The sequence below is a fragment of the Agrobacterium sp. NPDC089420 genome (assembly GCF_044900305.1).
Classification (GTDB): Bacteria; Pseudomonadota; Alphaproteobacteria; order Rhizobiales; family Rhizobiaceae; genus Agrobacterium.
In genome coordinates, this window is record NZ_JBJDMY010000004.1 from 147,689 (window position 1) to 161,784 (window position 14,096).

At 58.7% G+C, this 14,096-nt stretch carries 13 protein-coding genes; all 13 read left to right on the forward strand.

Annotated features, from left to right (window positions below; genetic code table 11):
• Positions 1–33: 33 nt before the first annotated feature.
• The 13 genes from ACI2KA_RS07445 to ACI2KA_RS07505 all read left to right on the forward strand — a co-directional run bounded on the left by ACI2KA_RS07445 (position 34) and on the right by ACI2KA_RS07505 (position 13,973).
• Complete coding sequence (locus ACI2KA_RS07445) at positions 34–903, forward strand: IclR family transcriptional regulator (RefSeq protein ID WP_404500675.1); 870 nt, start codon at positions 34–36, stop codon at positions 901–903.
• A 210-nt stretch (positions 904–1,113) separates the two neighbouring features.
• Complete coding sequence (locus tag ACI2KA_RS07450; RefSeq protein WP_404500677.1) at positions 1,114–1,854, forward strand: autoinducer binding domain-containing protein; 741 nt, start codon at positions 1,114–1,116, stop codon at positions 1,852–1,854.
• 78 nt (positions 1,855–1,932) lie between these two features.
• Complete coding sequence (locus ACI2KA_RS07455; protein ID WP_404500679.1) at positions 1,933–3,156, forward strand: CmpA/NrtA family ABC transporter substrate-binding protein; 1,224 nt, start codon at positions 1,933–1,935, stop codon at positions 3,154–3,156.
• Between the two features lie 128 nt (positions 3,157–3,284).
• The gene (locus tag ACI2KA_RS07460; RefSeq protein ID WP_404500681.1) at positions 3,285–4,409 is read left to right on the forward strand and encodes an Mrp/NBP35 family ATP-binding protein; all 1,125 of its coding nucleotides are present in this window, start codon (positions 3,285–3,287) and stop codon (positions 4,407–4,409) included.
• Positions 4,410–4,746: 337 nt separating this feature from the next.
• Positions 4,747–5,724, forward strand: a complete 978-nt coding sequence (locus tag ACI2KA_RS07465) for a magnesium transporter CorA family protein (protein ID WP_404501192.1) — start codon at positions 4,747–4,749, stop codon at positions 5,722–5,724.
• Positions 5,725–5,739: 15 nt separating this feature from the next.
• Positions 5,740–7,659 (forward strand): potassium transporter Kup, encoded by a 1,920-nt coding sequence (locus tag ACI2KA_RS07470; RefSeq protein WP_404500683.1) that lies wholly within the window; start codon positions 5,740–5,742, stop codon positions 7,657–7,659.
• Between the two features lie 281 nt (positions 7,660–7,940).
• Positions 7,941–9,104: a cell wall hydrolase gene (locus ACI2KA_RS07475; RefSeq protein WP_404500685.1), complete on the forward strand. Its 1,164-nt coding sequence runs from the start codon at positions 7,941–7,943 to the stop codon at positions 9,102–9,104.
• A gap of 270 nt (positions 9,105–9,374) precedes the next feature.
• A complete protein-coding gene (locus ACI2KA_RS07480; protein ID WP_404500687.1) occupies positions 9,375–9,740 on the forward strand; it encodes an AtpZ/AtpI family protein in 366 nt (121 codons plus the stop codon).
• Between the two features lie 60 nt (positions 9,741–9,800).
• Positions 9,801–10,550, forward strand: coding sequence for a F0F1 ATP synthase subunit A (locus ACI2KA_RS07485; RefSeq protein WP_004440258.1), 750 nt, complete (start codon positions 9,801–9,803; stop codon positions 10,548–10,550).
• 72 nt (positions 10,551–10,622) lie between these two features.
• Positions 10,623–10,850 carry a F0F1 ATP synthase subunit C gene (locus ACI2KA_RS07490; protein ID WP_003494147.1) on the forward strand — a complete coding sequence of 76 codons (228 nt, stop codon included), beginning with the start codon at positions 10,623–10,625 and terminating at the stop codon, positions 10,848–10,850.
• A 79-nt stretch (positions 10,851–10,929) separates the two neighbouring features.
• Positions 10,930–11,571, forward strand: coding sequence for a F0F1 ATP synthase subunit B (locus ACI2KA_RS07495; RefSeq protein ID WP_404500689.1), 642 nt, complete (start codon positions 10,930–10,932; stop codon positions 11,569–11,571).
• A gap of 1 nt (position 11,572) precedes the next feature.
• Entirely contained in the window at positions 11,573–12,058 is a 486-nt protein-coding gene (locus tag ACI2KA_RS07500; protein WP_404500691.1) for a F0F1 ATP synthase subunit B, read from the forward strand.
• 313 nt (positions 12,059–12,371) lie between these two features.
• Positions 12,372–13,973, forward strand: a complete 1,602-nt coding sequence (locus ACI2KA_RS07505) for a hypothetical protein (RefSeq protein ID WP_404500693.1) — start codon at positions 12,372–12,374, stop codon at positions 13,971–13,973.
• Positions 13,974–14,096: the final 123 nt, after the last annotated feature.

The following is a 14,096-nucleotide window of genomic DNA, read 5'->3' on the forward strand; positions in this document are numbered from 1 at the left end:
ATTAATTGGAATTATTCCCTTGGCATTGTGCTGATGTCAAGGCAGATGACGGTGGATGCTGCCATGTCCGATGACAAAAAGCCCAATGGCGAAACCCCTGATGCGGTTCCGGCGCAACCGCAGAAAACCGCGGGGGAGACGGGCACGCTCGGCAAGGCCGTCGCCCTGCTGGAACTGATTGCCTGCGCCGACAAACCGATGCGTTTTACCGATGTGGTGGAGGCCTGTGGCCAACCGCGTGGCAGCGTGCACCGCCAGCTTGCCCATCTTGTTGCCGAGGGACTGGTGGACCATGCCGCCGACCAGACCTACGCCGTGGGCCTGAGGCTGTTGCAATTTGCGGCGAAGGCCTGGAGCGGCAATGATCTGCGCAGTGTCGCTGCGCCCCATCTGGCGGCGTTGCAGGAGGAGACGCAGGAATCCGTGCATCTCGCCGTATTGAACGGCGGGCAGGTCACCTATCTCGACAAGATGGAAGGCCGGCACACATTGCGCATGCACTCACAGGTCGGCAAGAGTTCGCCTTCCTATTGTACGGGGGTGGGCAAGGCGGCGCTGTCGCTGCTTTCCGCCGATGATCTGGCAGACGTCGTCGCCGGGCTGGATTTTCACCGTTTCACGAAAAGCACGATCACGACGCCGGAAGCGCTGATGGCGGATGTAACGGCCATTCGGGAGAATGGCTATGGTTTCGATCTTGAGGAGCATGAGATCGGAATTCACTGCGTTGCCGCCCCGGTTCGGGCGCCCGGCCGCAATTTTCACGCGGCGATCTCCGTCACCGGTCCCGCCTATCGGGTGGATGCGCAACAGCTTCGCAAATGGGCCGCCCTGGTCCGCGGAACCGCCGATAGAATTTCTGCGGAACTTGCCTGCAGATTATCCCCGGTTGCGGATAGTTGAAGAAAATACAGAGGCTGCTCCTGTGGATTTCCCGGCGAAAACAGCCCGGCATGCGCGTTTTAATGTAAGTTTCACATTATTTTCGATTATTCTGATTTAAGTTTTCAACTTTTGTTTGCATGAATCATTTTGCTGAGTAACATCCCCCCGATTTCCGGGCAAGGACAGGTCTTTGCGGCGGCATTTTCTCATTCTCGAAGAATAGCTTTGATGCAGAAAACAGAGACGGCCGCCGTTCAGTCGATTGGTGTTGATTGCGTTCGAGAGATCGCCGATCTGAACACGCAGTTCGATATATTCCGCTTCCTGAAACGATTGACGGAAGCCTGGGAATTCAGGGCCTTCATGGTGCTCGACCTGTCATCGGAAGTGGCGAGCGAGCTGTCGCAATATACGATCATCACCAGCTGGCCGGCGGAGCTTTTGCAGCGTTACGATGAAGAGGGCATGCTGCAGAACAGCCGGGTCATGGCGCAGCTGAAAAAAACGACCGTGCCTTTTTCCGTCTCCATGGATTTTCTCGTCAAAGGCGACGAACATATTGCCAGAAAAACCGTGATCGGCCTCTTCGAGCGGTTCGAAATGATCAATTCAGTCTGGTTTCCCGTTCACGACATTACCATGACGCGCGGCGCGGTTTCTTTTTCCGGCAACAAGACGGCCCTGCCCGCCAGCCGGCTGGCGGAGCTGTTTTACATTTCCAGCCATGTGTTTGCGCGGCTGTCTGAAATCAGACGCCTTGACCTCAGGGTTCCCGAAACATTGAGCGAGCGGGAGATCGACTGTCTCAACTGGACCGCCGCCGGCAAGACCAGCGCCGAAATCGCCGAAATCATGATGCTGTCGGAACATACCATCAATCATTACCTGAACCGCGCCACGAAAAAACTCGACACGGTCAACCGCACCCAGGCCGTCGCCAAGGCGCTGCGGGTCGGTCTGATAAAATAGCGAAATCGTAATTTTATCATTGTGATAAACCGCTTCCTGGGCGATCCTCCTTTCGAATCACCGGAAAGGAGAAATCGTTTGCCGGAACGGCATAAGCTAAAAGCGGGATTTTCTCCGACTATCGACTGCGCCGTGCTGATAGCCGCTGCCGAAAAAGGCTTTGCTGCCGATGAAGGCATTGAACTGGAGCTTTTCCGAAAGCAGTCCGCGCGCGCCGTGCTTGCCGCGCTGGGTGGTGATGACGTCCATATCGCGCATCTGCCCGCTCCGGTTCCCGTCGGCTCCGCCGTCGGCCTCGACGATCTGCCGGCTGATATTGTCGGTGTCTTCACATTGTCCCTCGGCGGCTCGGCGACCACCGTGTCGCACGGATTTTACGATGAGCTTTACCGTGAAGGGCTGAAGCTGCCTGATCCGGCGGCCTTTGGGCGGGCGATGGCGCGTGTCTGCGCGGCGCGCCGTGCGGCGGGTGAAAACCCGCCGGTCTTTGCGGTTGAGGATATTGTCTCGACGCCGTTTTATACCCTGCGTTATCTGCTCGGAAGCTGCGGCGTGCTGCTTGGCCGGGACATGGAAATCGTCGAGGCCCTGCCGAAAGAGATGCCGGCCCTCCTGGAAAGCGGCAAGGTCGATGCGCTCTGCAGCGCCGAACCGGCGGGCAGCGCCGCGGTGCTGGGCGGCGCCGGTCGCATCGTCACCACCGGGGCGCTGATCTGGCACAACGCGCCGGAAAAGATACTGGCTGTGAGAAAAGGCTGGGCGGCGGACAACGCGCCCCTCCTGGAAGGTTTGCTGCGCACGCTTTACCGTGCCGGCGAATGGTGCGCCAACCCCGCCAATATCGAGGAACTGGCCGGCATCCTTGCCGCCCCTCAATATATGGACGAAAACGGCGAGTTCCTGTTGCCGGCGCTGACGGGCTATATTTCCACGTCGCAGCGGGACATGCAGCATTATCCGGAATTTTTCGTGACCAGTGCGAAGGCCGCCAATTTTCCCTGGCAGAGCCACGCTCTGTGGTTCTTCAGCCAGATGCTGCGCTGGGGCGAGGTGCCCGCCGGGCATCGGTTCGATGCAGCGGTGCTGGAGGCCGCCCGCAATGCCTACCGTCCGGATATTTTCCGCAAGGCCATGAAACCGCTTTTCGTGCCGGTGCCGGGGGCGAACCTGAAGCTGGAGGGCACGCTGAGGACGCCGGTTCACGTCGGCGCATCGCGCACGGGGCTCGTGCTCGGGCCGGACTGTTTTTTCGACGGCCGTATCTTCGATCCCGAGACGCTCGATATGGACGACGAAATCTGAAATCGCGGCGTTCAATCGTCACCGGTCTTTGTCGTTTACGCTTTGGCATTGGCGAAGCGCTCCCGCTTGTCTATGGATGACGCGGAATTGAGCCCATATCCGGCCGGACGACGCAACGGAGTAAGACAATGGCAGAAGTCAGCAAGAACCAGGTCGAAAAGGCGTTGGACGCCGTCATCTATCCGGGCAGCGGCCAAAGCATCGTTGCGCTGGGCATGGTCTCGGAAATCTTCATCGCCGATGCCAAGGCCTATTTCTCGATCACCGTGCCGTCCGACAGGGCGTCGGAAATGGAGCCTCTGAGGCTTGCGGCCGAACGGGCCGCCAAGGGCGTGGACGGTATCGCCGGCGCGGTCGTGGCGCTGACGGCCGATCGCAAGCCCGGCCAGGAGCAGCCGCCCCGTCCTGCAGCCGCAGCCGGCCGGCCGGCCGCGCAGCCGCGGTCGGCAAAGGTCGGCGTTCCGGGTGTCGGCGCCATCATCGCCGTCGCTTCCGGCAAGGGCGGGGTCGGCAAGTCGACGACCGCCGTCAATCTGGCGCTCGGTCTTCAGGCGCTCGGCCTCAAGGTCGGCATGCTGGATGCCGATATTTACGGCCCGTCGCTGCCGCGGCTCCTGAAGATTTCGGGCCGCCCGCAGCAGCAGGAAGACCGCATCATCCTGCCCATGGAAAATTATGGCCTGAAGGTCATGTCCATGGGCTTTCTGGTGGATGAGGAAGCGGCGATGATCTGGCGCGGGCCGATGGTGCAGTCCGCGCTGATGCAGATGCTGCGCGAAGTGGCCTGGGGCGAACTGGATGTGCTGGTGCTGGACATGCCGCCCGGCACGGGCGACGCGCAGCTGACCATCGCCCAGCAGGTGCCGCTTGCCGGCGCCGTCATCGTCTCCACGCCGCAGGATCTGGCGCTCATCGATGCGCGCAAGGGCATCACCATGTTCCGCAAGGTGGAAGTGCCGCTGCTCGGCGTCATCGAGAATATGAGCTATTTCATCGCGCCGGATACCGGCGCTCGTTACGATATTTTCGGCCATGGCGGCGCGAAGGCGGAAGCCGAAAGGATCGGCGTGCCCTTCCTCGGCGAGGTGCCGCTTACCATTTCCATCCGTGAAATGTCGGATGCCGGAACGCCGGTCGTCGCCGCGGAGCCGGATGGCGCGCAGGCCGCGATCTATCGCGATATCGCGGAAAAAGTCTGGGCGCGCATCGGCGCGGGCGAGAGAAAAGCCGCACCGAAGATCGTTTTCGAATAGCACAGCCGCTTGCGGCGCAAAACCGGACAGGCCGTAACCGCTCCGGATAGTCTTTTGAAAACAGGAGATTGGTCGCCAGTATCGGGTGGGATTTCCGGATTTGAACTCCAGAGATGCTTCGCCTGCAAGGCTGTCGCGAAAAAATATTGCTTGATTGCGTCCCGCTTTGGGCGCATACGCCTGCGCCGTTTGGCTCTTGGTCCATCGGGCTGGCGGGATATGATGTCCTGCGCGTTCCGGAGCGCCCTGAAGTGTCGTCCAAAGGTTTGCCGACCTTGAGCAGGTTATGTTAAGCAGCATTGCGGCTGAAGCCTGCGATGTGGAGCGGAGAAGCGGATTGATAAAAGCCTATCGCGCCAATTGCGAGGCGATCAGCCTGTCGCCTGACGATGGCTCCGGACAGATTCCCGACGACATCGTCTGGATCGACATCGTCAATCCCGACAGGGTGGAAGAGCAGCATGTGGAAAAGCTGCTGGGGCTCGATCTGCCCACCCGCGAGGACCTGAAGGATATCGAACCCTCCAGCCGGCTTTACATGGAAGACGGCAATGTCTTCATGACCGCTTCCCTGGTGTGGAAGGCGGATTCCGACGATCCGCGCCTTACCGACGTCGCCTTCATTCTCGCCGGCAGGCGCCTCGTGACGATCCGTTATGCCGAACCCAAGTCCTTCAATCTCTTCATCGCCGCCATCACCCGCGTGCCGCACGAAATGCGCAGCGGCGCGGCGCTGCTTCTGAAGCTGCTTGAAACCATCGTTGACCGCACGGCGGAGATTCTCGAAAATTCGGTCACGGGGATCGACAATCTCGCCGCCGACATTCTCGGCAGCCAGGCCCGCTCCAAACGCAAGGCGCCGCGTTATCTCGAAGACCGCCTGAGCAACATCGCCGCCTATCACCGGCTGATCTCGAAGGTCCGCGTGAGCCTTGCATCCCTGGCGCGCCTTCAGACCTTTCTGTCCACCAGCGATCAGGTTCGCGAGGACAAGGGCGCGCGCGAGCAGGGCAAGTCGATCGGGCGCGATATTCAGTCGCTGAACGAACATGCCTCTTTCGTTTCCGGTAATCTGACCTTTCTGCTGGATGCCTCGCTCGGCATCATCAATATCGAGCAGAACAGCATCATCAAGATTTTCTCCATCGCCTCGGTGGTGTTCCTGCCGCCGACGCTGGTGGCCTCGGTTTATGGAATGAACTTTCAGCTCATGCCGGAGTTGAACTGGACATTTGGTTATCCACTCGCGCTCATCGTCATGCTGATGTCCGCAATCATTCCGTTTCTCTTTTTTCGTTGGAAGGGCTGGCTCTGAGGAGCCAGGATCATCATGTCTCAAATCGTCGACAAGGACGTTGCCGAGAAACCGGATGCGGATGACAAGCATCAGAACAAGGGGCTTTATGCCGCCATCCTTGGTTCCATCGGCGTCGTCTATGGCGATATCGGCACCAGCCCGCTTTATGCCTTCCGCGAAGCCCTGCGGCCGATCGCCTATGACGGCGTGACGCGGGAGGAGGTCGTTGGCCTGACATCCCTGATGATATGGTCTTTGACGATCATCGTGACGTTCAAATACATCACGCTTCTGCTGCGCGCCGACAATGACGGCGAGGGCGGAACGCTTTCGCTGCTTGCGCTGCTGATGAAGACGGCGGGCACCCACCGCAGCGTTCTCATCGTGCTCGGCCTCATCGGCGCGGCCCTGTTCCTCGGCGATGCGATGATCACGCCGGCGCTGTCGGTGCTGTCGGCGGTGGAAGGCCTGAAACTGGTCACGCCGGCCATGGACGAATTCATTATTCCGATATCCGTCTGCATTCTCATCGGCCTCTTCGCCATCCAGTCGCACGGAACGGGAACGGTGGCGAAATTCTTCGGACCGATCACCGCGGTCTGGTTCCTCGTCATGGGGCTTGCCGGCCTTGTCCATATCGCCGATGATTTCGGCATTCTCTTCGCTTTTAATCCCTGGCATGCGGTGGAGTTTCTGGCCAGTGAGGGGTTCCACGGCTTTATCGTGCTCGGCGCCGTCTTCCTGACGATCACGGGCGCGGAAGCGCTTTATGCCGATCTCGGGCATTTCGGCCGCCGTCCCATCCAGTGGGCGTGGTTCTGCCTGGTCTTCCCGGCCTTGACGCTGAATTATCTGGGGCAGGGAGCGCTGGTGCTGAAAGACCCCGCGGCCATGTCCAATCCGTTCTATCTCATGTTCCCGCAATGGGCGATCCTGCCGGCCGTCATCCTGGCCACCGCCGCCACCATCATCGCCAGCCAAGCGGTGATAACGGGTGCGTTTTCGCTCGTGCGCCAGGCGATTCATCTCGGTTATCTGCCGCGCATGGAAATCCTCTTCACCTCGGAAACCAATACGGGGCAGATCTACCTGCCGGCCGTCAACACCATCCTGCTGTTCGGCGTCGTTGCGCTCGTATTCACCTTCAAGAGTTCGGATGCGCTGGCCACCGCCTATGGCATTTCCGTCACCGGCGCGATGGTCGTCACCAGCCTGATGTTCTTCGAATTCGTGCGCAAGCGCTGGCAATGGTCGGTCTGGCTGGCAATTGCCGTGCTGGCGCCGCTTCTGCTGCTGGAGCTGATCTTCCTCGGCGCGAACCTCCTGAAGATTCACGACGGCGGTTACGTGCCGGTGCTTCTGGCGATTGCCTTCACCATCATCATGACCACCTGGCAGCGTGGCTCGAAGATCCTTTTCGCCAAGACCCGCCGCACCGATGTACCGCTGAAGGCCTTCGTCGCCTCGGTGGAAAAGGAGAGCGCCCATGCGCCGGTGCGCGTGCCCGGCACGGCGATCTTCCTCACCGGCGATCCGGAGACCGCGCCGGCGGCGCTGCTGCACAATCTCAAGCATAACCATGTCCTGCACGACAAGAACGTCATCCTGACGATCCGCACCGAGGACCAGCCGCGCGTTCGCCCGGAAGAGCGTTATACGCTGACCAAGATGAGCGACCGCTTTGCCGTGGTCGAGCTGCATTTCGGCTTCATGGAAACCCAGAACGTCACCCAGGCGCTGGGCTATCTGAGGCGCACCGGCTACAAGTTCGACATCATGTCGACCTCGTTTTATCTCGGCCGCCGCAAACTGGTGCCGGATCCGAAGTCCGGCATGCCGGGTTGGCAGAACCGCCTGTTCATCGCGCTTGCCGAAACCGCCGCCGATCCCTCGGACTATTTCCGCCTGCCGGCCAACCGCGTGGTGGAACTGGGTTCGCACGTCGTCGTCTGATGACGCAAGCCTCCCCGGCCGGTGCGCCGGGAGGCGTGACACTTCCTGTCTCCGTCATTCCGGCTAGGGGCCGGACTGACGGAAGAGGGGGGGCAGGCACATGGTCCGCACATGGAAGCCGACGCAACGCCACGACCATTAGAATATGATCACACATTAACGTGAAGCCGCGTCCAGGCGCGGCGTTAACCAAGCATCAAGGTTAATAAGAGATTCTCGAACACCTGTAGCAAATATGGTTGTCGGTGTTCGGAGTGCTGGTTTTGCGTTCGAAAAGAGTAATGCGTCGTCGGTCCCCGGTGTCCCTTCAGGGGTGGGCGTCCAAATGGAGCTCCCCCGTCGTCTTCGGCCTTGCCGCCTGGCTCGTCTTTCCGTCTCTCGCTGCCCGCGCCGATCTGGCCTCGCTTCTGGCCGGGCTCGACAATGGCGGCGAGCAATGGCGCATGGTGCTGACGGCCTCTCCGGCGGGCTCGGTGCACAATGCCTCGCTGACCTTCAACGATACGGCGGGGGAGGCGGCGCTGCAGGGCGGCGGCATGACCCTGCCCGATGGCCGCAAGGTTGCCTTCGTCACCAACAAAAAGGGCGAAGCAACGACGCCGGATAGCGAGCGCATCAATCGCGCCGCCAAGAAGGGTCGCATCGTCGCGACCGAGATCATGCAGCCGCCCAAGGCTTTTACGGCCGGCTCCGTGCTGCAGCGTACCTCGATGCTGGATATCGAGCCGCTGAAGCGCAAGGACCGCACGGCCTTCGTCAAGCCGAAACGCGGCAAGGATGTGGAGCTTGCCTCCTTCTATTTCCGCCGTGACGAAAAGAAGATGGACAAGAGCGTCTCGCCGATGCTCGCGGAACTCGTCACCAACCGCACGCCCGACATCCTCGCCACGGCTTACGCGCCGGCCGCACCGGATTTCGCCCGCGAGTCGCCGTTCGACGCGATTTTGAAGAAGCCCGAGGCTGGCCGTTTCGTGCCGCAGATCGGCGCCGAAGACCATGCATGGGCGGCAACCCCGCTGCCGGCCGAGGTGTTTTCCGCAGCCGAGCAGCAATGCCTGGCATCCGGCATCTATTTCGAGGCGCGTGGAGAATCGGTCAAGGGACAGGCGGCGGTAGCGCAGGTCATTCTCAACCGCGTGCGCAATCCCGCCTATCCCAAAACCATCTGCGGCGTGGTTTACCAGAACAAGGACTGGCGCAACCGCTGCCAGTTTTCCTTCGCCTGCGACAATATCAAGGACCGCGTGAATTCCGAGCGCCACTGGAAAATGGCACGCGAAGTGGCCATGGCCACCACGGCCGGCAAGATCTGGCTGAAGGAAGTGGGATCTGCCACCCATTATCATGCCGTTTACGTGCGTCCCGCCTGGGGCAAGTCAATGAAGAAGGTCGGCAGGATCGGCCTGCACGTGTTTTACCGTACCTATGGTGGCGGCTGGAGCTGATACCACCGCCGATTTGCCGCATTTTGCGTGTCAAAAATGCCGATTCCCTGCGGAAACATCGCCGTCAAACGGTGTGATGATGTCAAGCTATTGTTTTTCAACGATTAATTTGTGTTGAAACAACCGCCATCAGTGCCTTGACTAGAGAAGCCCCTAAAACTATGTTGCGCGCGACTTCAGAGCGGGCTGGAACAGGCTTAATCCGTCACCGTTTACAACTCCAAAGGGTTCTGGCATGGCTGGAACGGAGAAAATGGGTGGGATTTTAAGATGACTGGCAACCGTGACGATAGTCTGGACGAGCGCCGCAGGCGCCTTGCCGAAGAGCTGGCAAAGGTGAAGGCGGAGGATGAGGCGGAAGTGAGGGCGGAAACCAACGCTGCGGAAAGCCGGAAGGGCTTTGCGATGGCGGTCAAGCTCTCATCGGAGTTCATTTCGGCCATCGTGGTCGGCGCTATGCTGGGTTATCTTCTGGACTATTTTGCCGGCACGACGCCGTGGGGGATGATCGTTCTTCTTCTTCTCGGTTTCTGCGCAGGCGTATTGAATGTGTTGCGCTCGACGGGTGCTGTGGCCAAGCCACCGCTGCTCGAGAAGGTGGACAAGCAGAACGAGGGTGGAAAAGGCGGCGTTTAAGCTGTTTTTTCTTGCAGTTGAGATGCCGCCAAGCGCGGCGACAGGTAAAGAGGGCAGCCGGTGGCAAACGATCCGACCCATCAGTTCTTGGTGCAGCCGATCATTCCGATCGAAATTGGCGGCGTCGATTTTTCCTTCACCAATGCGTCGCTCTTCATGGTCGCGACCGTGGCCGCCGCTTCCGGTTTCCTTTATTTCGCGACGTCGAACCGCGGTCTGATCCCGACCCGCATGCAGTCCGTCGCAGAAATGTCCTATGAATTCATCGCCTCCATGCTGCGCGAAGGCGCCGGCAAGAAGGGTATGGTGTTCTTCCCCTTCGTGTTCTCGCTGTTCATGTTCGTGCTGACGGCCAACCTTCTCGGCATGTTCCCGTATTTCTTCACGGTTACCAGCCAGATCATCGTCACCTTCGCGCTCGCCTGCCTCGTCATCGGCACGGTCGTCGTTTACGGTTTCTACAAGCACGGCCTGCATTTCTTCGGCATCTTCGCGCCTTCCGGCGTGCCAAAGGCGCTTCTGCCGCTGGTGGCGTCGATTGAAATGATCTCGTTCCTGTCGCGCCCGATCAGCCTTTCGGTTCGTCTTTTTGCGAACATGCTGGCCGGCCACATCACGCTCAAGGTTTTCGCGGGCTTCGTCGCCTCCATGAGCGCGCTCGGCGCGCTCGGCGTCGGCGGCGCGGTCCTGCCTCTCATCATGACGGTCGCCATGACCGCCCTCGAATTTCTCGTTGCCTTCCTGCAGGCTTATGTCTTCGCGGTACTGACGTGCATGTACCTGAACGACGCCGTGCATGGTGGTCACTGAGAAGTAAAGTCGCTGGCCCCGGCAACGGGCGTCAAAAACAGCCGCAACAACCAATATCTCAAGGAGTCTCACATGGAAGCGGAAGCAGCAAAGTACATCGGCGCAGGTCTCGCATGCCTCGGCATGGCTGGTACGTCCCTCGCACTCGGCCGTATCTTCGGTGATTACCTGTCCGGCGCACTGCGCAACCCCTCTGCTGCCGACAGCCAGTTCGGCCGTCTGGTATTCGGCTTCGCCGTTACGGAAGCTCTGGGCATCTTCTCGCTGCTCGTTGCTCTCCTTCTCCTGTTCGCTGTCTGATAACGGCATCAGGTCTGGATCACGGCCCGCAAATGGCGTGCCGTGATCCTTCGCATTTGCAGTCCCCCTGGAGGTGAGCATGTTCGTGACCGAGGCTTATGCCCAGTCAGCACCGACCGTAGGTGAAACGCATACGGAAACTCCGGCTGTCGGCCAGCCGCAACCGGAAGCCACGCACACGGAAACCGGTGTGGCGCATGGCGCCGAACACGGCGCTTCCGGCGTATTCCCGCCGTTCGACCAGTCTACTTATGCGTCGCAGGTTCTCTGGCTGGCGATCACGTTCGGCCTTTTCTACCTGCTCATGCAGAAGGTCATCGTTCCGCGCGTCGGCGGCATTCTCGAAAACCGTCATGGACGCATCGCACAGGATCTCGACGAAGCGGCACGGCTGAAAAGCGAAGCCGACGCAGCCGTCGAAACCTATGAAAAAGAACTCGCGGCAGCCCGCGCCAAGGCAAGCTCGATCGGCTCTGCCGCACGCGACGCCGCCAAGGTGAAGGCCGATGCCGACCGCGCCGCCATCGAAGCTGGTCTTGCCGAAAAGCTTGCCGCCGCCGAAAAGCGCATTGCCGGCATCAAGGAACAGGCATTCGCCGATGTCGGTGCCATTGCCGAGGAAACCGCGACCGCGATCGTCGACCAGCTGGTCGGCGCCAAGGTCAAGGATACCGATGTCAAGGCCGCCATCGCCGCCGCTTCGACCGTGAAGGGAGCCTGACATGGCATTTGATGCATCATTTTTCGCTCTCGTCGGTCTCGTCCTTTTCTTCGTCCTGATCGCCTATCTCAAGGTTCCGGGCATGCTCTCCAAGTCTCTGGACGAGCGCGCGCAGAACATTCAGGACGAGCTGGCCGAAGCCAAGCGCCTGCGTGAAGAGGCCCAGCACCTGCTGGCCGAATATCAGCGCAAGCGCAAGGAAGCTGAAGCCGAAGCCGCCGGCATCGTTGCCGCCGCCGAACGCGAAGCCGCAGCGCTTACCGAGGAAGCCAGACAGAAGACGGAAGAATTCGTCGCCCGTCGCACGGCCCTTTCGGAACAGAAGATCAAGCAGGCCGAGGACGACGCCATCGGCGCCGTCCGCGCCGCCGCCGTCGACATCGCCATCGCCGCTTCCGAGAAGCTCTTGGCCGAAAAGACCACGGCTGCCGCAAAGGCCAAGCTGTTCACCGCCACGATCGGCGAAGTGAAGTCGAAGCTGAACTGAGATTTATCTCGGTATTGTTCAAAGCCCCTCCGGCGCAAGCCGCGAGGGGTTTTTTGTTTGGCCTTTAGAGGCGAGTTTGGGATGCGTCGCCGTGCAATCATTGGCAGCGCGCTTTGTATTCGCAACGCGTATACCCAGATACATCTCCGCTTTGATACCTTTTCTCAGTCACTACACAATACTTAAATGCTCGCAACAAAGTTGTTCTACTTCACCACCGAGCCTAGTAATCTACTCAAGAACCGGCAAAAATTGCAATCGATCTGCTATTTAAGTAAGCAGACTGAAAATCTGAAATTGCATAGAGGTATTCATGTTTAGCTTCTTCAAGAAAAAGATATGGCCTCCTAACAAGCAGAACCCACCTTGGGGAAGCGCTGCGTCTATCTATACCCATATCGCTACACATATTGATCCGGCAAAGCCGGCAGGCCTGTTGGAAGAGGGGTATCGGCTTCCCGATGAGCCTGCCAGTAATCCGAATAAAATTTCATTCGCACCGGGTGCTATGGACGGGGTGATGAGCCATCATGGTGTTTCAAAACAGGAAGACCAGATTGTCGCAGAACTATATGCGGCGTTGAAGCGCGCTACTGAAAATGCGTCGGAAAGCAACATAAAATCCTTGTATTTGATGATCAAGGAGGGCTTTGCCCTCGGCATCATCGATCCACTGGTCGAGAGAATTCGGCTCGAAAGGGATTTGGACGCCGACCGGCTGTATGAGATCGTGCATTGGTTCACGACACACGCAGCTCACAGAGAGCCAGTGAAGTTTTCAATGGCATTGCTCGGCCTGTTACGTGGTAGCGATGAAACAATGACTTTTCTGACGCTTGGTCGACACGACGAGTTCACACTTTATGCGGCAGTTGCAATCGCTGGTAACGATAGCTACGGCGAAATAGTACTGTGGAAGTTGGCCAAGGCCGTTGAAGGATGGGGACGAATTCACGCAGTGGAGCGGCTTGTCAATACAGTTGACCCCGAAATCAAGAGTTGGCTAATTCGTGAAGGCTATAAGAACGTAATAATGTATGAATATCTGGCCTGTATTTGTGCCAGAGCGGGTGACCTTCACATTGCACTTCAGGCGGCGCGAATAGATGACGACTTGTTCAATTCAGCCTTCGAAATCGTCGATACCCTAATACTCGGCGAAGGTGGGCCGGCTGAAGGATTATCTGATTACGAACACGGTTGCGCGGTCGTTGGGGCACTGTTGGAGCATGGAAAAGACAGATTTGATTCCGTTTCACACTATTCTTTCCTTTCCCGGCTTCGAGACAGGCTGGATGAGCATCAGTCCGGTGAAGGGAAACTGCGGCATGATTGGTCTACCGACGCGGTCGATCAAATCTCTGCGAATGTCTCTAACCTGCTCGCCAGAGATCACTGGAAGCCGGCGATATGCAGCGCTTTGGAAGGCGGTGACAGGCAAGAGTTCTGGAATGCAAGCAGGGTATGCCAGAAATTTGGCATCGATCCATGGCCTTACTGTTATGCTCGAACGGAAGCGGGTGAGGAATATTGGTGGGATTTGATGCGCAGCTCTGATGTGGATCGTATTGATCAAGTGCTTGAGCTTGGCTTGAAATGCATTCCCCTCGATGAAATTGCGACAGGCCCGAGCACCGAAATGGGCCTCGGCCCGGGATACTCAGCGCATGCCGCTTTGGATTTCATTTTACAGGACCTTGAAAAGTTTCCCGGAAAAGGTTGGGCCTTCATTTCTGCGGGTTTGCAAAGCCCAGTGATAAGAAACCGCAACATGTCAATTCGGGCTCTATCTAGCTGGGATCGAAAAGAATGGCCCCAGGAAGCCGTTGTTGCATTAAAGCGGCTGAAGGAATTTGAAACTGATGGTGACATAAGACAGCGGATCGAAGATTTGTTGACGGCAAAAGAGCTTTAATAGACCGCAGACGGTACCATTAGAAACACTTGTTTCATACCTGAAACAAAATTCGCAGACCCGGACATCTTAGTCGAGGGAAGCATAGTCAGTCGAAGGCAATGGGCCGGAAGTAGTTGTTGG